16 protein-coding genes are annotated in these 22,958 nt (G+C 73.8%); 15 read left to right on the plus strand and 1 reads right to left on the minus strand.

From position 1 onward, the window contains the following. Positions 1-34: 34 nt before the first annotated feature. A complete protein-coding gene (locus tag ACF08W_RS10610) occupies positions 35-3,040 on the plus strand; it encodes a beta-N-acetylglucosaminidase domain-containing protein (protein WP_392279040.1) in 3,006 nt (1,001 codons plus the stop codon). A 46-nt stretch (positions 3,041-3,086) separates the two neighbouring features. Here ACF08W_RS10610 and ACF08W_RS10615 read toward each other — a convergent pair whose 3' ends face one another. Beyond that, a complete protein-coding gene (locus ACF08W_RS10615; RefSeq protein WP_352275384.1) occupies positions 3,087-3,623 on the minus strand; it encodes an HNH endonuclease in 537 nt (178 codons plus the stop codon). 321 nt (positions 3,624-3,944) lie between these two features. Here ACF08W_RS10615 and ACF08W_RS10620 point away from each other — a divergent pair, with 321 nt between their 5' ends. From ACF08W_RS10620 to ACF08W_RS10685, 14 genes are all read left to right on the plus strand, one after another. Further along, on the plus strand, positions 3,945-5,015 hold the full coding sequence (locus ACF08W_RS10620) for a mechanosensitive ion channel family protein (protein WP_385204065.1): 1,071 nt from the start codon (positions 3,945-3,947) through the stop codon (positions 5,013-5,015). A 157-nt stretch (positions 5,016-5,172) separates the two neighbouring features. Then, positions 5,173-6,399: an ROK family transcriptional regulator gene (locus tag ACF08W_RS10625; RefSeq protein ID WP_392279041.1), complete on the plus strand. Its 1,227-nt coding sequence runs from the start codon at positions 5,173-5,175 to the stop codon at positions 6,397-6,399. 60 nt (positions 6,400-6,459) lie between these two features. Further along, complete coding sequence (locus ACF08W_RS10630; RefSeq protein WP_352275388.1) at positions 6,460-7,797, plus strand: ABC transporter substrate-binding protein; 1,338 nt, start codon at positions 6,460-6,462, stop codon at positions 7,795-7,797. 7 nt (positions 7,798-7,804) lie between these two features. Next, entirely contained in the window at positions 7,805-8,746 is a 942-nt protein-coding gene (locus ACF08W_RS10635) for a carbohydrate ABC transporter permease (RefSeq protein ID WP_392279042.1), read from the plus strand. 1 nt (position 8,747) lies between these two features. Further along, on the plus strand, positions 8,748-9,650 hold the full coding sequence (locus tag ACF08W_RS10640) for a carbohydrate ABC transporter permease (RefSeq protein WP_392279043.1): 903 nt from the start codon (positions 8,748-8,750) through the stop codon (positions 9,648-9,650). A 2-nt stretch (positions 9,651-9,652) separates the two neighbouring features. After that, positions 9,653-10,918, plus strand: a complete 1,266-nt coding sequence (locus ACF08W_RS10645) for a 6-phospho-beta-glucosidase (protein ID WP_392279044.1) — start codon at positions 9,653-9,655, stop codon at positions 10,916-10,918. Then, a complete protein-coding gene (locus ACF08W_RS10650; RefSeq protein ID WP_385204047.1) occupies positions 10,909-11,883 on the plus strand; it encodes an N-acetylglucosamine kinase in 975 nt (324 codons plus the stop codon). Before ACF08W_RS10645 ends, ACF08W_RS10650 begins: the two co-directional genes overlap by 10 nt. Positions 11,884-12,213: 330 nt before the next feature. Continuing rightward, on the plus strand, positions 12,214-13,605 hold the full coding sequence (locus tag ACF08W_RS10655; protein ID WP_392279045.1) for a hypothetical protein: 1,392 nt from the start codon (positions 12,214-12,216) through the stop codon (positions 13,603-13,605). An 11-nt stretch (positions 13,606-13,616) separates the two neighbouring features. Beyond that, positions 13,617-14,672, plus strand: coding sequence for a glutamate ABC transporter substrate-binding protein (locus ACF08W_RS10660; protein WP_392279046.1), 1,056 nt, complete (start codon positions 13,617-13,619; stop codon positions 14,670-14,672). Between the two features lie 95 nt (positions 14,673-14,767). Next, positions 14,768-16,081, plus strand: a complete 1,314-nt coding sequence (locus ACF08W_RS10665; protein WP_392279047.1) for a hypothetical protein — start codon at positions 14,768-14,770, stop codon at positions 16,079-16,081. A gap of 61 nt (positions 16,082-16,142) precedes the next feature. After that, a complete protein-coding gene (locus ACF08W_RS10670; protein ID WP_392279048.1) occupies positions 16,143-18,716 on the plus strand; it encodes a tetratricopeptide repeat protein in 2,574 nt (857 codons plus the stop codon). A 2-nt stretch (positions 18,717-18,718) separates the two neighbouring features. Then, the gene (locus ACF08W_RS10675; protein ID WP_392279049.1) at positions 18,719-20,014 is read left to right on the plus strand and encodes a protein phosphatase 2C domain-containing protein; all 1,296 of its coding nucleotides are present in this window, start codon (positions 18,719-18,721) and stop codon (positions 20,012-20,014) included. A 123-nt stretch (positions 20,015-20,137) separates the two neighbouring features. Beyond that, positions 20,138-21,487: a VWA domain-containing protein gene (locus ACF08W_RS10680; protein ID WP_385204031.1), complete on the plus strand. Its 1,350-nt coding sequence runs from the start codon at positions 20,138-20,140 to the stop codon at positions 21,485-21,487. Positions 21,488-21,594: 107 nt separating this feature from the next. Continuing rightward, a complete protein-coding gene (locus ACF08W_RS10685; RefSeq protein ID WP_392279050.1) occupies positions 21,595-22,935 on the plus strand; it encodes an FHA domain-containing protein in 1,341 nt (446 codons plus the stop codon). Positions 22,936-22,958 lie beyond the last annotated feature (23 nt).

The following is a 22,958-nucleotide window of genomic DNA, read 5'->3' on the forward strand; positions in this document are numbered from 1 at the left end:
ACCGACGGGCAGAGCGGGACGAGGGAGACGGGCGATGCGGCTCAGGCGTGGAAAGCAGGCGGCGGCCATCGCGGTCGCCGTGCTCGGCGGGATCCTCTCCACGGGGACGCAGGCCGTCGCCGCTCCGGCCGATCCCGGCTCCCTCGCCCTGACCGCCCCCGACCGCGCGGACGACGGCGCGCCGCCCTCCGTGTGGCCCCGGCCGCAGTCCCTGGTGGCCGCCGGCCCGTCCGTCCCGCTGACCACCGAGGTCACGCTGGTGGCCGGTGCCGGTGCGGACCCGTACGCGGTCGACGCGGCGCGGACGGTCCTGCGGGAGGCGGGCGTGCGCACCGTCCACGAGGCCCTGCCCGGCGGCGGCCCGGTCGTCCGGCTCGGCGGCGACGGCGCCCGGGAGGCGCTGCGCGCCCTGCGCGCCCCGGCACGCGGCGAGCTGCCCTCCGGGGGCTATCTGCTCTCGGTCGGCCGGGTCGCGGGGCGGGACACCGTCGCCATCGACGGCTCCGGCGAGGACGGCCTCTTCCACGGCGTGCAGACGCTGCGTCAGCTCATCCGGGACGGCGGGGTCGCGGGGGTCGCGGTCCGCGACTGGCCGGGGACCGCCGTGCGCGGCATGACCGAGGGCTTCTACGGGCAGCCGTGGACCCTCGACGAACGGCTCGCCCAGATCGGCTTCATGGGGCGGACCAAGCAGAACAGGTATCTGTACGCGGCGGGCGACGACCCCTACCGGCAGTCCCGCTGGCGCGATCCGTACCCGGCCGAGCGGCGGGCCGACTTCCGGGCGCTGGCCCGGCGGGCGCGGGCGGAGCACGTGACGCTCGGCTGGGCGGTCTCGCCCGGCCAGGCCATGTGCATGTCGTCGGACGGCGATGTGCGGGCGCTGACGAAGAAGATCGACGCGATGTGGGCGCTGGGTGTCCGGGTCTTCCAGCTCCAGTTCCAGGACGTCAGCTACAGCGAGTGGCACTGCGGCGCGGACGCCGACGCCTTCGGCAACGGCCCCCGGGCCGCGGCGCGGGCGCAGGCGCGGGTGGCCGGGGCGGTGGCCCGCCACCTCGCGGAGCGGTACCCGGGCGCGCGGCCGCTGTCGGTGATGCCGACGGAGTTCTACCAGGACGGGGCGACCGAGTACCGCACGGCGCTCGCCCGCGAGCTGGACGCGCGGGTGCAGGTCGCCTGGACCGGGGTCGGGGTCGTGCCGAGGACCATCACCGGCGGGGAGCTGGCCGGGGCGCGCGCCGCGTTCGGGCACCCGCTGGTCACGATGGACAACTACCCGGTCAACGACTACGCCCAGGACCGGATCTTCCTCGGCCCGTACACCGGCCGGGAGCCCGCGGTGGCGACGGGGTCGGCGGCGCTGCTCGCCAACGCGATGGAGCAGCCGTCGGCGTCCCGCATCCCGCTGTTCACCGCCGCCGACTTCGCCTGGAACCCGGAGGGCTACCGGCCGCAGGAGTCCTGGCGGGCGGCGGTGGACGATCTGGCGGGCGGTGACGCGCGCGGCCGGGAAGCGCTGCGGGCGCTGGCCGGGAACAGCGCGGAGTCGGTGCTGGGCGGCGACGAGTCCGCGTATCTGCGGCCGTTGCTGGAGGCGTTCTGGACGACCCGTGCGGGGCACGACACCGGTGCGCGGGACGCGGCGGCGCGCCGGCTGCGGGAGGCGTTCACCGTGATGCGGGAGACCCCGCAGCGGCTGAAGGGCCTGGCGGGCGGGCGGCTGGGCGCGGAAGTCGCGCCGTGGGCGGAGCAGTTGTCCCGGTACGGCCGGGCCGGCGAGCTGGCCGTGGACCTGCTCCAGGCGCAGTCGCGCGGCGACGGCGACGCGGCCTGGCGGGCCTCGCTGGCCCTGGAGCCGGTGCGCGGGGCGGCGAAGGCGGACAAGGCGACGGTCGGCAAGGGGGTGCTGGCCCCCTTCCTGGACCGGGTGCGCCGGGAGGCGGACTCCTGGACGGGCGCGGACCGGGACGCCGGTTCGGTGACCCGGTCCGAGGGCGCCTACACGGTCCGGCTCGACCGGCCCCGCCCGGTGGAGACCGTGACGGCGATGGTCGCGCCCGGCGGGGGAACCGTGGCCGGGGCGGTGCTGGAGGCGCACGTGCCGGGCGAGGGGTGGCGCCGGCTGGGCGCGCTCTCGTCCTCCGGCTGGACCCAGACGACGGCGAAGGGGCTGCGGGCCGACGCCGTCCGGATCAGCTGGCCCACCAGCGGCACCGGGCTGCCCCCGGTGGTCTCCCGGACGGTGGCGCCGATGGCCCCGGGCCGCACGGTCCAGGCCCCCGTCCCGGCCCCCGAGGTGCGGGCGCTGGTGCCGTGGTTCGGCGATGAGCCCGCGGCCCGGCTCGACCTCGCGCGCGACGAGACGGACGCCGAGATCGGCGGCGGGCCGCTGCGGGTCGAGGCCCGGCTGGACGCCCGCCACCCGGTCGAGGTGCGGGGCTCGCTCGTCGCGCGGGCGCCCCGGGGCATCAAGGTGGACGTCCCGAAGCAGACGCGGGTGCCGCGTGGTTCCCGTACCCGGGTGCCCGTGGAGATCACCGTCCCGGCGGGCACCCCGGCCGGGGAGTACGAGGTGCCGTTCCGGTTCGGCGACGAGCGCAGCACGCTCACCGTCCGGGCGTTCCCGCGCACGGCGGGCCCGGACCTGCTGCGGTCCGCCACCGCGTCGTCCTCCGCCGACGAGACGCCCGACTTCCCGGCGTCGGCCGCCGCGGACGGGGACGCCGGGACCCGCTGGTCCTCCCCCACCGAGGACAACTCCTGGTGGCAGGCGGAGCTGGAGCGGCCCACCCGGGTCGGCCGGGTGGTGCTGCACTGGCAGGACGCGTACGCCGCCCGCTACCGCGTGCAGGTCTCCGCGGACGGCCGCAACTGGCGCACCGCGGCCACCGTCCAGGAGGGCCGGGGCGGGCGCGAGTCGGTCCGGATGGACGCGAAGGACGTCCGCTACCTCCGGGTCCAGGGCGACGCCCGGGCCACCGAGTACGGCTATTCGCTCTGGTCGGTGGAGGCGTACGCCGTCGCCGAGGCGGAGTGACGGAGCCGTCCTCCGTACCGCCCCGGGAACGACGGAGGCCCGGATCTCAGGCTGATATGCCGTCGATCCGGGCCATGGCGTCCTCCGCGCCGAACGGTTGCAAGTACGGCAACCAGCGCGGGTCGCGATGTCCCGTGCCGATGATCCGCCAGGCCAGGCCGGTCGGCGGGGCGGGCGGCCGGTGCAGCCGCCAGCCGAGCTCCGGCAGGTGCCGGTCGGCCTTGACGTGGTTGCAGCGGCGGCAGGCCGCCACCACGTTGTCCCAGGCGTGCTGCCCGCCGCGGCTGCGCGGAATCACGTGGTCGACGCTGGTCGCGGCGGCCCCGCAGTACATGCAGCGGCCCCCGTCCCGGGCGAACAGCGCCCGCCGGGTGAGCGGCACGGGCCCCCGGTAGGGGATGCGGACGAACCGCTTCAGTCGGACGACGCTGGGGGCCGGGACGGCTTGGGTGGCACTGTGCAGGAAGGCGCCGGACTCCTCCAGGCATATGGCCTTGTTTTCGAGGACGAGCACGAGCGCGCGGCGGAGCGGTACGACGCCGAGCGGCTCGTACGACGCGTTGAGAACCAGGACGTGCGGCACGGTGGATGCCTCCTTGTACGCCGGCGGCGCGTGGCTCGCGCCGGGACGATCCGCTCTCAGTCTCCACTCCTGCCTGGTCGGAGCGCCACCACGTGCGGGTAACGGGCCGGGAGGATTTTCACGGAGGCCCGCTCCGGCCGGGCGGACCGCCGGGTGTGCGATCGGCCACAGGAGGCCGCCGCGGGGGCCGTCGCGCCCGTGCCGACGTCCCTCGGTATCCCCCGATTGATGCGTTTCCCACCCCCTCTGTCGGGGCACCAGAGCACCTTCGGTACCCCGTTAGTGTGGTTGGAAGGCCGTCGTCCACCTGGAGGTTCCACCGTGTCCCTGTCCGCCCTGTTGGCCTCGGCCCCGTCGCCCGAGCCGGTCAGTTCGCTGGACGACGCGGCCAAGCAGGCCGGCGACGCCGCGAGCTGGGTGCAGGAGAACTGGTCCGTCTGGCTGAGCACCGGTCTGCGGATCATGCTCATCGCCGCTGTCGCGGTGGTGCTGCGGGTCGCCGTCCGGCGCGCCCTGACCAAGCTCATAGAGCGGATGAACCGCAGCGCCCAGGCGGTCGAGGGCACCACGCTGGGCGGGCTGCTGGTCAACGCGGAGCGCCGCCGCCAGCGCTCGGAGGCGATCGGTTCGGTCCTCCGTTCGGTGGCGTCCTTCCTGATCGTCGGCACGGCCGCCCTGATGATCCTGGGCGCGTTCCAGATCAATCTGGCGCCGCTGCTGGCCTCCGCCGGTGTGGCCGGTGTGGCGATCGGTTTCGGCGCCCGCAACCTGGTCACCGACTTCCTCTCCGGCGTCTTCATGATCCTGGAGGACCAGTACGGCGTCGGCGACACCATCGACGCGGGGGTCGCCTCCGGCGAGGTCATCGAGGTCGGCCTGCGGGTCACCAAGCTGCGCGGCGCCGACGGCGAGATCTGGTACGTCCGCAACGGCGAGGTGAAGCGGATCGGCAACCTCAGCCAGGGCTGGTCCACCGCCGGCGTCGAGGTGGTCCTGCACCCCTCCGAGGACCTGGAGCGGGTCCGTACGGTCATCACCGACGCCGCCACCGCGATGGCCAAGGAGGACCCGTGGAACGAGCGGCTGTGGGGCCCGGTCGAGGTGCTCGGCCTGGACGCGGTGCAGCTCGACTCGATGACGGTCAAGGTGGCCGCGAAGACGATGCCCGGCAAGGCCGTGTCCGTGGAGCGCGAGCTGCGCTGGCGGATCAAGGTGGCGCTGGACGCGGCCGGCATCCGGATGTTCGGCGAGGTCCCGCCGGAGGCGGAGGAGCCGCCGGCCGACCCGTCCGCCTCGGTGGCCGCCCCCTCGGCCTTCAACTCGGCGACCTCCCCGCAGACCCTGGCCAGCAACCCGATCACGCCGCCCGCGCCCCAGCCCCGGGGCAGGTAGGGCGTTCCCCCCGGAGTGTCGCGCACGACCGGGAGGCGGCCGCAGGGTAACGCTTTGGTTGCCGCGCCGGTGCCGCCCATTGACGGCCCGGCAAAGGCGCCTTACGGTCCTCTCACCGAATAGGAAACTTTCCTAACAGAGGGCGGGTGCAGGACGCATGGCCGGAACCACACCGGGGACCCCCCGCGTACTGCGGGCCATGAACGACCGCGCGGCCCTCGACCTGCTGCTGGAGCACGGCCCCCTCTCCCGGACCCGGATCGGGAAGCTGACCGGGCTCTCCAAGCCCACCGCGTCCCAGCTGCTGGCCCGGCTGGAGGCGGCCGGGCTGGTCGTCGCGACCGGGACGGTGGCCGGCCGCCCGGGGCCCAACGCCCAGCTGTACGGGGTCAACGCGCGCGCCGCCCATGTCGCCGGGCTGGACGTGGACGCCCGCCGGATCGTCGCCGCCGTCGCCGATGTGACCGGCGAGACGGTCGGCGAGTTCGAGCTGGCCACCCCGGGGCGGCGGACGGACGGCGTGGTGCGCCAGGTGGCCCGGGCCCTGGACGGGGCGGTCGCGGACGCCGGGCTCAGCCGCTCCGACGTGCACCGGGTCGTCATCGGCACCCCGGGCGCCTTCGACCCGGGCACCGGGCGGCTGCGGTACGCCTCGCACCTGCCGGGCTGGCACTCCCCCACGCTCCTGGAGGAGCTGGCCGCCTTCCTGCCCATGCCGGTGGAGTACGAGAACGACGTCAACCTGGTCGCGGTGGCCGAGCAGCGCCTGGGCGCGGCGCGCGGGCACGAGGACTTCGTCCTGCTGTGGAACGAGGAGGGGCTCGGCGCCGCCCTCGTCATAAACGGCCGGCTGCACCGCGGCTTCACCGGAGGCGCCGGGGAGGTCGGCTTCCTGCCCGTGCCGGGCGTCCCGCTGGTCCGCCAGGTCACCAAGGTGAACGCGGGCGGCTTCCAGGAGCTGGCGGGCGCCCAGGTGCTGGCCCGGATCGGCCGCGAGCTCGGCATCGACGACGCGCTGATCCGTACCCCCGGGACCCACCACGAGGTCGCCGCCCGGCTGCTGGCCCGCGCCGCCGAGGCCGCTGCGGCGGGCGAGAACGGCCCGTACCCCCGGCTCCTCGACCGGTTCGCCACCGGCCTGGCGACCGGTATCGCCGCGATGGCCGCCGTGCTCGACCCGGAGGTGGTCGTGCTGTCCGGCGCGGTGATCGCGGCCGGCGGCGAGGAGCTGCGCCGCCGGGTCACCGCCGAGCTCGCCGAACTCTCCGCCTCCCGCCCGCGGCTGATCGCCGGCGAGGTGATCCACCGTCCCGTCCTGCGCGGCGCGCTGGAGAGCGCCCTCGCCACCACCCGCGACGAGGTCTTCGACACGTCGTCCCGCTGACTCTTCCTGGCACGTCCGTTCCTCCGTACGTCCGCCCCCATCCTCCACCGGGAGACCGCCATGTCCGGAAACCGCCGGAAGACGGCCGTCGCACTCGCCGCGACCGCCGCCATATCCCTGCTCGCCTCCGCCTGTACGGGGCAGAGCAGCTCCGGTGCCAACGACGACCCGTCCAAGGAGACGACGATCACCTTCTGGCACGGCTGGAACAATCCGGGTGAGGTCGAGGCGATCCAGGGGGTGGTCGACGCCTTCACCAAGGCGCATCCCAACATCCATGTGAAGGTCGTCGGCAACATGACCGACGACAAGATCAACCAGGCGCTGCGGGCGGGCGGTTCGAACGCCCCGGACGTCGTCTCGTCGTTCACCACCAACAACGTCGGCAAGTTCTGCTCGTCGAAGGCGTTCCTCGATCTCAACCCCTTCCTGAAGAAGGACGGGATCGACCCGGAGACCACCTTCCCCAAGGCGATGAACGAGTACACGCAGTTCGACGGGGTGCGCTGCACGGTGCCGCTGCTCGGCGACGCGTACGGCCTGTACTACAACAAGGACGCGTTCGAGAAGGCCGGGATCAAGCGGCCGCCGCGGACCTGGTCGGAGCTGGCCGCGGACGCCAGGAAACTGACGAAGACCAAGGGCGACTCGTACGAGCGGCTGGGCTTCATGCCGAACTACCACGGCTACGAGTCCACGACCGAGCACTACCTCGGCAGCTGGGACCCGACGTACTTCGACGCCGACGGCAAGTCGAACATCGCCAAGGACCCGGCGTTCGCACAGATGCTGACGGCCCAGAAGAAGCTGGTCGACTCGCTCGGCGGCTACGAGAAGCTGGAGAAGTTCCGCACCTCCTTCGGCGACGAGTGGGGCGCCAAGCACCCCTTCCACACCGGCCAGGTCGCCATGCAGATCGACGGCGAGTGGCGGCTCGGGATGGCCGAGGCGGCCAAGCCCGGCTTCGAGATCGGGGTGGCCCCGATGCCCGTCTCCGACGACCAGGCCGACAGCTACGGCAGGGGCTATCTGACCGGCACCATCGCCGGGATCGCCGCCACCTCCAAGAAGCAGAACGCGGCCTGGGAGCTGGTCAAGTTCATGACGACCGACACCGACGCGGTGGTGGACTTCGCCAACTCCATCCACAACGTGCCCTCCACGCTGGCCGCGCTGAAGTCGCCCCGGCTGAAGCAGGACCCCCGGTTCAAGGTCTTCCTGGACATCGCCGCCAACCCGAAGAGCACCACCACCCCGCCCTCGGTGAACGGCGGCGCCTACCTGACGTCCCTCCAGAACCTCGGCTTCGACATCGAGAAGGGCAAGCAGACCGATGTGAAGGCGGGGCTGGAGAAGACCGCCCGGGAGATCGACGCGGCGATCGCGCAGGCGAAGTAGGGGCCCGATGACCACATACACGCTCCGGGCGAAGCGCCGCCGGTCGGCGCTGCGCACCGCCGCCTTCATGGCGCCGTGGCTGATCGGGTTCTGCGTCTTCTTCGCCTACCCGCTGATCTCCACGGTCTACTTCTCCTTCACCACCTACGACGGCTTCACCCCGCCCGCGTTCAGCGGGACGAAGAACTGGGCGTACGTCTTCCAGGACTACCCGCTGTTCTGGCCGGCGCTGCGCAACACGCTCTGGCTGGTCGTGGTCATGGTGAGCTGCCGGGTGGTCTTCGGTCTCGGGATCGGGCTGCTGATCACCCGGATCAAAACGGGCGTCGGCGTCTTCCGCACCCTGTTCTACCTGCCGTACCTGGCACCGCCGGTCGCGGCGACGCTCGCCTTCGTCTTCCTGCTCAACCCCGGTACCGGACCGGCCAATTCACTGCTCGACGCGGTGGGGCTGCCCACCCCCGGCTGGTTCACCGACGCCGCCTGGTCCAAGCCGGCGCTGACCGCGCTCGCGGTGTGGGGCGTCGGCGATCTGATGGTGATCTTCATGGCCGCGCTGCTCGACGTACCGAAGGAGCAGTACGAGGCGGCGGAGCTGGACGGGGCGACGGCGCTCCAGCGCTTCCGCCACATCACCCTGCCGAACATCTCGCCGATCATCCTGTTCGCGGTGGTGACCGGGATCATCCAGACGATGCAGTACTACACCCAGCCGTTCGTGGCCGGGAAGGTCGCGTCCGGGGTGATGGGCGGCTCCGGGCAGCAGTTCGAACCGGGCTATCCCGACAAGTCGACACTGACGCTTCCGCAGGTGGTCTACAACCTCGGCTTCCAGCGCTTCGACTACGGCTCCGCCTGCGTGGTCGCGCTCGTTCTCTTCGTCCTCGCCATGGCGTTCACCGCACTGCTGATGCGGCGCCGCGGCGGACTGATCCAGGCAGGTGAGTGACGTGGCGCAGGTTCTCGACACCCCCCGGAGCACCGCTCCCGAGACCGCCGGGGACACCCCGGCCGGGCGCACCGCCCGCCGCAGGGCGCTGCTCCACTGGATCGCCGTGCACGCGCTCGGCGTCGCCGCGGCGCTCTTCTTCGTCCTGCCGTTCGTCTTCCTGGTGCTCACCTCGCTCATGAGCGACCAGCAGGCACTCACCCGCGACCTGTGGCCGCACCCCTTCGAGTGGGACAACTACCGGCGGGTCTTCGAGACCGACGGCTTCCTGGTCTGGTGGCGCAACACCCTGCTGTACGCGGGCGTCGGCACCGTACTGACCGTCGTGTCCTCGCTGCCGGTGGCGTACGCGCTCGCCAAGTTCCGCTTCCGCGGGCGGCGTCTGTCGCTGATGCTGGTCATCTCGATGATGATGCTGCCGCCGCAGGTCGTCGTCATCCCGATGTACCTGTTCTGGGCGAAGCAGCTCGACCTGTCCGGCACGCTCTGGCCGCTGATCATCCCGATGGCGTTCGGTGACGCGTTCTCCATCTTCCTGCTGCGCCAGTTCCTGCTGACCATCCCCGACGAGTACCTGGACGCGGCGAAGGTCGACGGCTGCGGCGAACTGCGCACCCTGCTGAAGGTCGTCGTGCCGATGGCCAGGCCCGGCATCGCCGCGGTGGCCCTCTTCCAGTTCTTCTACGCCTGGAACGACTACTTCGGCCCACAGATCTACGCCTCGGAGAACCCGGCCGCCTGGACGCTCAGTTACGGCCTGGATTCCTTCAAGAGCGCGCACCACACCGACTGGAACCTGACCATGGCCGCGACCGTACTGGTCATGGCCCCCGTGATCCTCGTCTTCTTCTTCGCCCAGAAGGCGTTCGTCGAAGGCGTGACACTGACCGGAGTAAAGGGCTGACCATGAAGCTCGCAGTAGTGGGTGGCGGGTCCACCTACACCCCCGAACTGATCGACGGATTCGCCCGGCTGCGCGACACGCTGCCCATCGAGGAGCTGGTGCTCGTCGATCCGGCGGCCGACCGCCTGGAGCTGGTGGGCGGCCTGGCGCGGCGGATCTTCGCCAAGCAGGGCCACCCGGGTCGGATCACCACCACCTCGGACCTGGACGCGGGCGTCGCCGACGCCGACGCGGTCCTGCTCCAGTTGCGCGTCGGCGGCCAGGCCGCCCGCAACCAGGACGAGACCTGGCCGCTGGAGTGCGGCTGCGTCGGCCAGGAGACCACCGGCGCCGGGGGCCTCGCCAAGGCGCTGCGGACCGTGCCGGTCGTGCTGGACATCGCCGAGCGGGTCCGCCGCACCAACCCGAACGCCTGGATCATCGACTTCACCAACCCGGTGGGCATCGTCACCCGGGCGCTCCTCCAGGCCGGGCACAAGGCCGTCGGCCTGTGCAACGTGGCGATCGGCTTCCAGCGGAAGTTCGCCCGGCTGCTCGACGTCGCACCGGAGCAGATCCACCTCGACCACGTCGGGCTCAACCATCTGACCTGGGAACTCGGGGTGCGGCTCGGCGGCCCGGACGGCGAGAACGTCCTGCCCCGGCTGATCGCGGAGCACGGCGACGCGATCGCCGGCGACCTGCGGATGGACCGGGCGATCGTCGACCGGCTCGGCGTGGTGCCCTCGTACTACCTGCGCTACTTCTACGCGCACGACGAGGTCGTCCGCGAGCTCGGCACCAAGCCGTCCCGGGCGGCCGAGGTCGCCGCGATGGAGAAGGAGCTCCTCGCGATGTACGGCGATCCGGCGCTGGACGAGAAGCCCGCGCTGCTCGCCAAGCGCGGCGGCGCCTTCTACTCGGAGGCGGCGGTCGACCTGGCGTCCTCGCTGCTCGGCGCGGGCGGCTCGGCGGTGCAGGTGGTCAACACGTACAACCGGGGGACGATGCCGTTCCTGCCGGACGACGCGGTGATCGAGGTGCAGGCCCGGGTCGACGGCACGGGCGCGACGCCGCTCGCCGTACCGATGCTGGACCCGCTGTACTCCGGCCTGATCTCGCAGGTCACGGCGTACGAGGACCTGGCCCTGGAGGCGGCGCTGCGCGGCGGCCGGGACCGGGTGTTCAAGGCGCTGCTGGCGCACCCGTTGATCGGCCAGTTCGAGTACGCCGAGGCGCTCACCGACAAGCTGATCGCGCACAACCGGGAGCACCTGGCGTGGGCGTGAAGGTGTCGGTCCTCGCGGTCGACGCGGGGAACAGCAAGACCGATGTGGCGTTGATCGGCGAGGACGGCACGGTGCTGTCGACGGCCCGGGGCGGCGGTTTCCAGCCGCCGGTGGTCGGGGTGGCGGCGGCGCTGGACGTGGTGGCCGGGCTGGTCGACCGGGCGCTGGCCGGGGTCGGCCGGGAGGTCGACGGGGTGGAGCACGTCTCGGCGTGCCTGGCCAACGTCGACCTGCCGGTGGAGGAGGCCGAGCTGACCGAGGCCGTCGTGGGCCGGGGCTGGGGCCGTACGGCCGAGGTCCGCAACGACACCTTCGCGATCCTGCGCGCCGGGGTGGACGAGCCGCGCGGCGTCGCGGTGGTCTGCGGCGCGGGGATCAACTGCGTCGGCATGCTGCCGGACGGGCGCACCGCCCGCTTCCCCGCGATAGGGAAGATATCGGGCGACTGGGGCGGGGGCAGCGGGCTGGCCGACGAGGCCCTGTGGTTCGCCGCCCGCGCGGAGGACGGGCGCGGCGGGCCGACCGAGCTGGCCCGTGCGCTGCCCGCGCACTTCGGGCTGGACTCGATGTACGCGCTGATCGAGGCGCTGCACCTGGGCCGGATCGCGTTCGAGCGGCGCCATGAGCTGGCCCCGGTGCTCTTCGCGACCGCGCAGGGCGGCGACCCGGTGGCGGTCTCCCTGGTGGAGCGGCTGGCGGACGAGGTCGTCGCGATGGCCTCGGTCGCCCTCGGGCGGCTGGATCTGCTGGACGTGGCGGCGCCGGTGCTGCTGGGCGGCGGGGTGATGGCCGCCCGGCATCCGCAGCTGGACGCGATGATCGCCGAGCGCTTCGCGGCGCGCGCGCCGAAGGCGGTGGTCCGGGTGGTGACGGAGCCTCCGGTGCTGGGGGCTGCGCTGCTCGGACTGGACCGTACGGGTGCCCCGGCGGAGGTCCACCGGAGGCTGCGCGCGCAGTACTCCTGATCCCGGTGCCGGCCTGGGGCGTTCCGCGGTGTCGTGCCGCGGGGCGCCCCTCGTGCGTGGGAACCGTTCGGCGGCTCCGGACGTGTTCAGGGGTGGGGTGGCAGGTCCGCTCCCGGGGACCGGTGTGCCGATCCGCTTGATCGGCGGCGCATGGCTTGATCGAATGCGGGGGATCGCATCCGTGGGCCGATGTGCGGTCCGGGAGCTCCCGGCGTCTGTCCGGACGTTCCCGGTGTGAACGTCGGTCCCCGCGGCCATACTTCATGGCCGGGTACCAGTCCCCGACCGGCCGGGGCCCGGGCCACCGTCAGTGACCGAGGGGGAGGTCGAGTGACATACCCGCCGAGTGTGCGTACGGCGCCCGAGCAGGGGCGGTCCGGGCCGCCCGTTCCCGCGGCCGCGCCCGTCCCGCCGGGACGCGGCGCGCTGTCCGTGGCGGCCGACCGGGTGCGGGCCGCGGCCACCACCGAGCCCGGCAGGCTCCAGATCATCGGTGCCGTACTGGCCCTGCTGGTCGTGGCGTTCGGCGCGGTGACGGCGCTGGAGATCTCCGACCGGGCGTCCGCCGCCGACGACGTGGTGAGCCGCAGCCAGCCGCTGAGCGCCGACGCCGCGGCCATCTACCGTTCCCTGGCGGACGCGGACACCTCGGCGGCGAGCGGCTTCCTGGCCGGGGCGCAGGAACCGGCCGGCGTCCACGACCGGTACGAGAAGGACATCCGGGAGGCGTCCCGCCTCCTGGTGAAGGCCGCCGCCAACACGGACGCGTCGACCCGCTCCGCCCAGGAGATCACCACCCTCAACGAGGAACTCCCCCGGTACACGGGCCTGATCGAGCGGGCCCGCGCCAACAACCGGCAGGGCCTGCCGCTGGGCGGCGCCTATCTCCGGTACGCCAACCAGCGGATGAGCACGGTGCTGCTGCCGGCCGCCGAGCGGCTGTACGCGGCGGAGACGGACCGGCTGGGCGAGGACAACGACGCGGCCCGTGCCTGGCCGTTCCTCTCGCTCGGGCTCGGTGTGGTGGCGCTGGCGGTGCTGGTGTGGGCGCAGCGGCGCAACTACCGCCGGACGAACCGGGTGTTCAACCACGGGATGCTCCTCGCGACGGCGACGTCCGTGGTACTGCTGCTGTGGCTGGCCGTGGGGCAGACGGTGGCCCGCGCCGAGCTGCGTTCGGCGGAGGTGAACGGGCAGCGTTCCCTCGACGTCCTCAACCACGCGCGGATCGACTCGCTGAAGGCCCGCGCCAACGAGAACCTGACGCTGGTGGCCCGGGGTGCGGTGCTGACCCCGGACGGCAGGAACGACAAGTACGAGACGGACTACACCACGGACATGAAGGCGCTCGGCGAGGAGCTGGGCCGGGCCGCGGAGCTCGCCGACGACGACCGGGGCCGGGCCCCGGTGAAGAGGGCGGCCGACGCGGTCGCCGAGTGGCAGGGCCGCCACCGCACGGCCCGTACCGCCGACGACGGCGGCGACTACGACGGCGCGCGGGCCCAGATCATCGGGGCGAAGGATTCCACGGGGGAGTCCTTCGAGCGGGTGGACGCCGCTCTGAAGCAGGCGCTCGCCCATGAGCAGGTCGCCTTCACCCGGTCCGCGAAGGACGGGCTCGGGGCGCTGGGCGGGCTGCCGGCCGGGGCCGTCGGGCTGGCCGTGCTGGGGGCCGTGGCGGCGATTGTCGGAGTCAACCGCAGGCTCTCGGAGTACCGGTGAGCGGAGGAGCGATGACCAGGAAGCGCACGGGCGGGCGGCCCGGACGCGGTGGGCTGCGCGGCTGGGGCGGGGTGGCGGGCATGGCCGTGGCCTGCGCCATGACGGCCGCGGCCACCCTGCTGCCGCTCTCCCAGCACGGCACCGCGGTCCTCGGCGGCGACCCGGCGGGGTCGGGTCCGGCGCGGGCGGTGCAGATCAGGTCGGACGACTGCACGGACCCGGAGGCGAGTCTGCCGCCCTCGTCGGCCGGCGGTCCGAGCATCGAGCGGATCAAGCGGCGCGGGAAGCTGATCGCGGGCGTCGACCAGAACAGCTTCAGCTGGGGGTACCGCGACCCTGCGGCCGCCGCCGGGAAGGACGCCCTCGAAGGCTTCGACATCGACCTGGTGCGGGCCATCGCGGAGAACATCCTGGGCGACCCGGACGCGGTGATCTTCCGGGCCATCCCCACCAACCAGCGGATCGCCGCGCTGGAGCACGACAAGGTCGACGTCGTCGTGCGGACGATGACCATCAACTGCGCCCGCCTGAAGCAGGTCTCGTTCTCCACCGCCTACTTCCAGGCCGGCCAGCAGGTCCTCGCGCCGAAGGACTCGCCGATCACCGGCTACGACAGGTCGCTGGCGGGCAAGCGGGTCTGCACGGCCGTGGGCTCCACCGCGTACGAGGCGCTGCAGAAGGAGTCGTACGGCGCGGTCTACCGGGACCGGCACGACGGCACCCCGGCCGACGAGGACCGGCTCACCGTCCCCAACCAGCTGGACTGCCTGGTGCGGTTGCAGCTGAACGAGGTCGACGCGGTGGTCACGGACAACGCGCTGGCGGCCGGTCAGGCGGCGCAGGACCCGGCGGTCGAGCTGAAGGGCGACAAGCCGTTCACCACCGAGTTCTACGGTGTGGCGGCGAAGCTGGGCGCCGACGACCTGGTGGCCCGGGTCAACCAGGTGCTGGTCGACTACCGCGAGGGCGGGAAGGACAGCCGCTGGATGCGTTCGTACCGGCGGTGGCTGGAGAAGGGGCTGCCGGGCATCACGGCACCGCCGGCGCCCAAGTACCGGAGCGACTGACGCCGGGCCGGCCCTCGGGGCGGCCCCGGCCGAGGAGACAGCGGAACAGAATTCTGCCGGGGCCCGTCCCGGCGCGGAGAGCGGAGAGGTGATCGATGGGCGTCGCGGGCCCTTTCCCCGACCGGTCGGCCGGCGTCCCGGTGATGGACCGGGACGAGGCGGACCGTGCGCTGGCCCGGCTCGGCGCGGAGCACGAGGCGATCGAGACCTCGCTCCTGGCCCTGCAGGACCACGCCGGCCGCCGACTCCTGGAGGGCGCCGACCTGACCGGGGTCACCAAGGAGCGCTGGGCCGCCGCCGACCGGGCGATCACCCTGCTGTGGGGGTACTTCGACGCCTACACGGGGGCGCTCGCCCAGGCGCGGTCGGTGCGCTCCCGCCGCCGCTACCCCAACCGGGAGGACCTCGTCGCCCTGACCGAGCTGCTGCGCGGCCAGGGCGTCACGGTGGCGCACGCGGCGGCGGGCCCCGATCCGTCGGCCGCCGGTCCGGCCCGGCTCTCCGAGCGGTTCACGCTGGAGGAGCTGGTCGCCCGGATGAACGAGCTGTACGCCGGTTCGCTGGACGTGGTCGTCGCCTCCGACGCCGTGTGGTCCGCGCTGCCCGCCCGGATAGACCTGCTCGCCGCCGAGCTGCACCGCACCCGGTCGCTGGCGCACTCGGTGGGCGTACGGCCCGGGGAGCACCCGGCCGGCGACGACCTGGAGGCGATCACCCACGAACTGACCGCGCTGCGGGCACAGGTGGTCTCCGACCCGCTCGCGTTCTGGCGTCCGGGGCCGGGGAGTTCGGCGCCCGGCGGCGGCCGCCCGGACACGGAGCGGTACGACCGGGCGGCGCGGGCGCTGGAGGAGGTGCGGCGGGAGATCGAGGCGGTCCTCGCGGTCCGGCAGGACGCCGAGCAGCGCCTGGTCCAGCTGCGCGACGTGCTCTCCCGCGCGGACCGCACCCTGGCCGAGGCGCGGGCGGCGCGCGGCGAGGTGCTCGCGAAGATCGCGGCCTCCGAGGTGCCCGCGGTGAGCGGTCCGCCGACCGTGCTCCAGGAGCGGCTGGTCGCCGCCTCGGAGTACCGCAGGCGGGCCCAGTGGCACCGGCTGTCTCCGCTGCTGGAGACGTTGGAGCGGGAGGCCGAGGAGGAGCTGCTGCGGGCCCGTGAGTCGCTGACCGCGGTCACGGCCCCGCTGGCGGTCCGGGCGGAGCTGCGCGGCCGGCTCGACGCGTACAGGGCGAAGGTGGCCCGGCACGGGCTGGCCGAGGACCCGCTGCTGATCGAGCGGTACGACGCGGCGCGCCGGATGCTGTGGAGCGCGCCCTGCGACCTGCGGGTCGCGGGGCAGGCGGTGCTGCGGTACCAGGAGGCGGCGGCCGAGCTGCTGTCCCCGCGCCCGGAGCCGGAGGACCGGCGGTGACCGGCGCGGTGCGCGAGGTGGAAGGGCCGCTGCGGCGGCGGGGCGACCAAGGGGACCGATCATGAGTACGCAGTGCCAGCGCCCCGCGTGCGAGGGCAGTTACGAGGACATGGGCGGCGGTGAGCTGTACTGCGACACCTGCGGTCTGGCGCCGGTCGTCTCGCCCATGGGGTCTCCCCTGTTCGAGCGAAGCCGAGAACTTGGGGACGGCATGGTGAGTTCGCCGCCGACCGGGATCGCGGGCGGCGGGCAGGTGGGCGGTGCGGGCAGCCGGGGCAGTGGTTCGGGGTCCTCCTCCCGGGCGTCGGCGCGCTCCTCGTCGCGTTCGTCGACCTCGCGGCGTTCGGTGTCCGGGCGGTTGTCGCGGGCGCTGTCCGGGGCGGCGACGTCGCGCTCGGTGTCGGTGCGGTCCTCCGGTTCGACCTCGGGCGCCTCCGCGCGGGGCCGACTGGGGGCGGGTCTGGTGCAGGTGCCGGACGTGCCGCGGCCCGATCCGCGGTCGGCGGTGATGGAGAACCCGGAGGTGCCCGAGCGCAAGCGGTTCTGCTCGCGCTCCGACTGCGGGGCGCCGGTCGGCCGGTCGCGCGGCGGGCGGGCGGGCCGTACGGAGGGGTTCTGCACCAAGTGCGGGCATCCGTACTCCTTCGTGCCCAAGCTCCGGTCCGGGGACGTCGTGCACGGCCAGTACGAGGTCGCCGGCTGTCTGGCGCACGGCGGGCTGGGCTGGGTCTACCTCGCGGTGGACCGGGCGGTCTCCGACCGCTGGGTGGTGCTCAAGGGCCTGCTGGACACCGGGGACCAGGACGCGATGGCGGCGGCCATCTCCGAGCGGCGCTTCCTCGCCGAGATCGAGCACGCCAACATCGTCCGGATCTACAACTTCGTCGAGCACCTCGACCAGCGGACCGGTTCGCTGGACGGCTACATAGTGATGGAGTACGTGGGCGGCAAGGCCCTCAAGGAGATCGCCAACGAGCGCCGCACCCCCACCGGGCGGCGCGATCCGCTGCCGGTCGAGCAGGCGTGCGCGTACGGCATCGAGGCGCTGGAGGCACTCGGCCATCTGCACAGCCGCAACCTGCTGTACTGCGACTTCAAGGTCGACAACGCGATCCAGACCGAGGACCAGCTGAAGCTGATCGACATGGGCGCGGTGCGCCGGATGGACGACGACGAGTCGGCGATCTACGGCACGGTCGGGTACCAGGCGCCGGAGGTCGCGGAGGTCGGCCCGTCGGTCGCCTCCGACCTGTACACGGTCGCGCGGACGCTGGCGGTGCTGACCTTCGACTTCCAGGGCTACACCAACGTCTTCGTGGACTCGCTGCCGGACCCGGACAACATCGAGGTGTTCCGGTCCTACGAGTCGTTCTACCGGCTGCTGGTGCGGGCCACCGACCCGGATCCGGCGCGGCGGTTCGCCTCGGCGGCGGAGATGTCGGAGCAGCTCACGGGGGTGCTGCGCGAGGTGGTGTCGCTCCAGTCGGGGCGGCCGCGGCCGGCGCTGTCGACGCTGTTCGGCCCGGAGGTCCGGGTCACGGACAGCAGGCTGTTCCCGGAGCGGGCGGCGGACGTGTCCCGGCTAGGGGCCCGGTCCCCCGCCCCAGCCGCCCCAGCCGCCCCGGCCGCGGCGGCGATCCCGGGGCCCCGGGGACCGGTCGCCGCGGTGGCGGGGGGAGCCGCCCCGGGCGGTCCGGAGACGGCCGGTCTCGACGTACGGTCCACCGCGCTGGCGCTGCCGGTGCCCCGGGTCGACGCGGGCGACCCCCACGCGGGCTTCCTGGCCGGGCTGATGACCACCGCGCCGTCCGAGCTGATCGCCGCGCTGGGCGCGGTGCCCGCCGCGTCGCCGGAGACCCGGCTGCGCGAGCTGCGCGCCCGCCTGGAGCTGGACGAGCCGGAGGCCGCGGGCCGCACCCTGGCGGCGCTGGAGGGTGAGCACGCGGACGACTGGCGGGTGGTCTGGTATCGGGGCGTCGCCTCGCTGGTGACCGGCGACCACGAGAACGCGGCGCTCTCCTTCGACGCGGTGTACGACGCGTTCCCCGGTGAGCCGGCGCCCAAGCTGGCGCTGGGGATCTGCGCGGAGGTGCTGGGCCAGCTGGACAACGCCACGGAGTACTACCGGCTGGTCTGGACGACCGACCCGAGCTTCGTGAGCGCCGCCTTCGGCCTGGCCCGGGTGCGGTTCGCCGCCGGGGACCGGGCCGGGGCGGTGGCCGCGCTGGAGTCGGTGCCCGAGGCGTCGATCCACTACACGGCGGCCCGGGTCGCGGCGGTGCGGGCCCGGCTGCGGGGGCGGGCGCCGGACGAGCCGCTGCTGGACGACCTGACGGCCGCCTCGGCGCAGGTGTCGGGGCTGGCCGGGTTCGGGCTGGACGCGGTGCGCCGGGAACAGCTGTCGGTCGAGGTGCTGGGCACGGCGCTCGACTGGGTGCTTTCCGGCAGTCCCGGGGCCCCGGCCCCGGTACCGCCGGGACCGGGCACGCTGCTCGGCAGTGAGCTGGACGAGCGGGGCCTGCGGTTCGGGCTCGAGCGTTCGTACCGGATGCTTGCCAGGCTTGCGGAGCCCGGTGATGAGAGGATCGAACTGGTGGAGCGGGCCAACCGCTTCCGCCCCCGGACGTGGGTGTGAAAATGTCGGAGAAACCCCAGGAGACGGCCCTGTCGAAGTGCCCCGGCTGCGAGGAGCCGCTGGAGCCGGGGGATCTGTTCTGCGGTGCGTGCGGGTACGACCTGTCGGCCGTCCCCGCCGTCCCGAAGGACCGCCCGACGATCGCCCTGGCCCCGCCGCCCGCTCCGTCCGGCGCGCCCGCCGCGTCCGCCGGGGACGCGCCGGACGTGCCGGATGTGTCCGATGCCGGTTCGGGCGACTTCGAGCTGGCCGCGCCGGATCCGGCGGCCGCGGCGGCCCCCGGTCCCGTTCCCGCCGCCGGCCCCGCCGCGCCCGATCCCCGTACGCCCGCGCCGGATCCGGTGGCGGCTGCCCCGGCGGCCGGGGGGAAGGTGTGCGTGGCCTGCCGGGCGGGCCGGGTCGACGACGACGGCTACTGCGAGAACTGCGGCCATGCCCAGCCGCGCGAGCGCGACCACATGGAGCAAGAGCTCGGTTCGGTGGCCGCGGTCAGCGACCGGGGGCTGCGCCACCACCGCAACGAGGACGCGTTCGCGGTGTCGACCACGGCGCTGCCCGACGGCTCCCCGGCGGTCGTCGCGATCGTCTGCGACGGCGTCTCCTCGGCCAGCCGCCCGGACGAGGCGTCGGCGGCCGCGGCGAGCGCGGCCAACGAGTCGCTGCTGGAGTCGCTGCCGCGCGGCACCCACCCGCAGCAGGCGATGCACGACGCGATCCTCGCGGCGTCCGAGGCGGTCAACGCCCTGGCGCGGGAGCCCGGCCCGGCCGCGGAGCAGGAGCAGCACCGCCGGCAGAACGCCCCGGCGTGCACCCTGGTCGGTTCGATCATGGCCAACGGCCTGCTGGTCGTCGGCTGGGTCGGTGACAGCCGGGCGTACTGGGTTCCCGACGACCGCACCGCCGGCCCCGCCCGGCTCACCGAGGACGACTCGTGGGCCGCGCAGATGGTGGCGGCGGGCCTGATGAACGAGGCGGAGGCGTACGCGGACGCGCGCGCCCACGCCATCACGGGGTGGCTGGGCGCCGACGCGTACGACCTGGAGCCGCACACCGCGTCGTTCAAGCCGGACCGGTCCGGTCTGGTGGTGGTCTGCACGGACGGCCTGTGGAACTACGCGGAGTCGGCGGCCGAGCTGGCCGCGGCGGTCCCGGCCGACGCGTCGCAACGGCCCCTGCACGGCGCCCAGGTGCTGGTGGGCCACGCGCTGGACGGTGGGGGCCACGACAACGTAACAGTGGCTCTGGTGCCGTTCGCCGTGGAGCCGCAGGGGGCAGGATCGGCCTGCGGGACCTCGTGAACCCCGTTCCGTAACGCCCGGTTCCTCTTTCCCGACCGTCCGCTCCCCCGACGCCTTCTCCTGTTTCTCTCTTCTCTCGCGGCCGTCCTCATCCGACGTCCGGAGTCCCAAGGAGCCGACCAGATGGCCAACTTCTCCAAGTCGACCGTGCCGCAGTTCTCCGTCGAGGTGTACCAGAACGCCTACCTGCCGGAAGGCGGCCGCGAGGTGAACGCGATCGTCACGGTCACCTCGACCGGGGGCGGCACCACCGGCGGCGCACCGCTGTCGGGTGCCCCGCGCGGGGCGGGGCGGGCGGCGAGCGCCGCGGTGGTGCTCATGGTCGACTGCTCGGGTTCGATGGACTACCCGCCGACGAAGATGCGCAACGCGCGCGACGCGACGGCGGCGGCCATCGACACCCTGCGCGACGGCACCTCGTTCGCCGTCGTCGCCGGTACGCATGTGGCCAAGGAGGTCTATCCCGGCAACGGCGCCCTCGCGGTGGCCGACGCCCGGACCCGGGCCGAGGCGCGCGGGGCGCTGCGGGCGCTGAGTGCCGGGGGCGGTACGGCGATCGGGACCTGGCTGCGGTTGGCCGACCGGCTGCTCGGCGCCGCCGACGTGGACATCCGGCACGGTGTCCTGCTGACCGACGGCCGCAACGAGCACGAGGCGCCGGAGGACCTGCGGGCCGCGCTCGACTCCTGCGCGGGCCGTTTCACCTGTGACGCCCGCGGTGTCGGCACCGACTGGGAGGTGAAAGAAGTCACAGGGATCGCCTCCGCGCTGCTCGGCACGGCCGACATCGTCGCCGATCCGGCGGGGCTGGCGGCGGACTTCACGCGGATGATGGAGAACGCGATGGGCAAGGAGGTCGCGGACGTCGCGCTGCGGCTCTGGACGCCGGTCGGGGCCGAGATCGTCTTCGTGAAACAGGTCGCGCCCTCGGTCGTCGACCTGACCGGCCGGCGCACCGCGGCGGGTCCCCGGGCCGGGGACTATCCGACGGGTTCCTGGGGCGACGAGTCCCGCGACTACCACGTGTGCGTCCGGGTCCCGCAGGCCGGAATCGGCCAGGAGATGCTGGCGTCCCGGGTCTCGCTGATCCTCCCCGACCCCTCGGGCGGCGCCACTCCGCAGACGCTCTCGCAGGGGCTGGTGCGGGCCGTGTGGACGGACGACATGGCGGCGTCCACCTCGATCAATCCGCAGGTCGCGCACTACACCGGACAGGCCGAGCTGGCCCAGGTCATCCAGCAGGGTCTGGACGCCCGCAAGTCCGGGAACCTCGACGGCGCGACCGCGAAACTGGGCCGCGCGGTGCAGCTGGCGTCGGCCTCGGGGAACGAGGACACTGCGAAACTGCTTTCGAAGGTGGTGGACGTCGTGGACGCCGCGACCGGTACTGTGCGACTCAAGGCAAAGGTCGCGGACGCCGACGAGATGACCCTCGAAACGCGTTCGACCAAGACCGTACGCGTCAAGAAATAACCACAGAGCCACGGTTTCGAGCCGCCCGGTCGGAAGGTCCCGCCGGGCGTCGAGCAGCGGAAGAACGCCGGCCCCGGGGCCGGCCCAGGAGAGGGGGAAGCGCCGACATGCCGACCTGCCCGAACGGACACCAGTCGGGTTCCGATGACTGGTGCGAGGTCTGCGGCCATCGCATGACCGGCGCGGGCGCGCCCGCGGGCGCGGTCCCCCCGCCGCCGCCTCCGCCGCCCGCCGCCGGCTACGGCTTCCCGCAGGGGCCGGGGGCCGACGCGACCCAGCAGGCCGAGCTCTGCCCGCAGTGCCGCACGCCGCGCGAGGCGATGGCGCCGTTCTGCGAGGAGTGCCGCTGGAACTACCTCACGAACACCGCGACGTCGTACACGCCGCTGGCTCCCACGCCCAATGTCTCCGGGCCGCCGCCCGGGCTGAACCTGCCGCCGGGTTTCCAGGCGCAGCAGCCGCCGGGTCCGGCGCGGCCGCGCGATCCGTTCGAGTACCAGGGCTCGCGTCCCTCGCAGGTGAACCGGTCCGCCGAGCCGCTCGCCACCGATCCGGAGAGCCGCCCCGGCCCGCCTCCGCCGCTGCCCGGTCCGGGGGTCCCGGGCCCCGTCGCGCCCGGTCCCGGCGCGCCTGGTCCGGGGGCGCCCGGTCCGCAGGCGTCCCCGCCGCCCGCTCCGGGTCCGCTGGTTCCCCCGCCGGGTCCGCAGGCTCCCGGCCCGGTGGCCCCGGGTCCGCAGGGGCCCCCGCCGCCGCCCGGCCCCGGTGGTCCGCAGTCGTCCCCGTCGCCGTTCCCGCAGCCGGGTCCGCCGCCTCCGCCGCCGTTCCAGCAGCAGTCCGCACCGCCGCCGCCCTTCCAGCAGCAGTCGGCGCCGCCGTCCTTCGACCGGCCCGGTGGTCCCGCCCCGGCCGCCCCGCAGCCGCCCGCGCCGCAGGGTCCGCAGGGCGGGGGCGACGACTGGATGCTGTCGCCGCCCACCCCTGCCCAGGCTCCGCCGCAGCAGGAGCAGCCGCCGTTCCCGGGCCAGGGCCAGAACCCGGCGCCCGCGAGCTGGACGGCGGTCATCGCCCCGGACCGTGAGTACTTCCTGGCGATGATGCAGCGCAGCGGTCCCGAGGCGACCGGGCTGAACCTGCCCGCGTACTCCCCCGAGCAGCAGCTCTCGCTCTCCGGTCCGCAGGTCACGATCGGCCGCCGCCGGCAGAGCACGGGCGAGTCCCCGGACATCGACCTGTCGGTGCCGCCGGAGGACCCGGGCGTCTCGCACCAGCACGCGGTGCTGGTGCAGCAGCCCGGGGGCGGCTGGGCCGTCGTCGACCAGAACTCCACCAACGGCACCACGCTCAACGGCGCCGAGGACCCGATCCAGCCCTACGTCCCCGTCCCGCTCAAGGACGGCGACCGGGTGCACGTCGGGGCGTGGACGACGATCACGATCCGCCGCGACTGATCCGTACCGCTCCGGACGTTCGC

Origin of the sequence: Streptomyces sp. NPDC015144, from assembly GCF_043079735.1 — a bacterium.
Classification (GTDB): domain Bacteria; phylum Actinomycetota; class Actinomycetes; order Streptomycetales; family Streptomycetaceae; genus Streptomyces.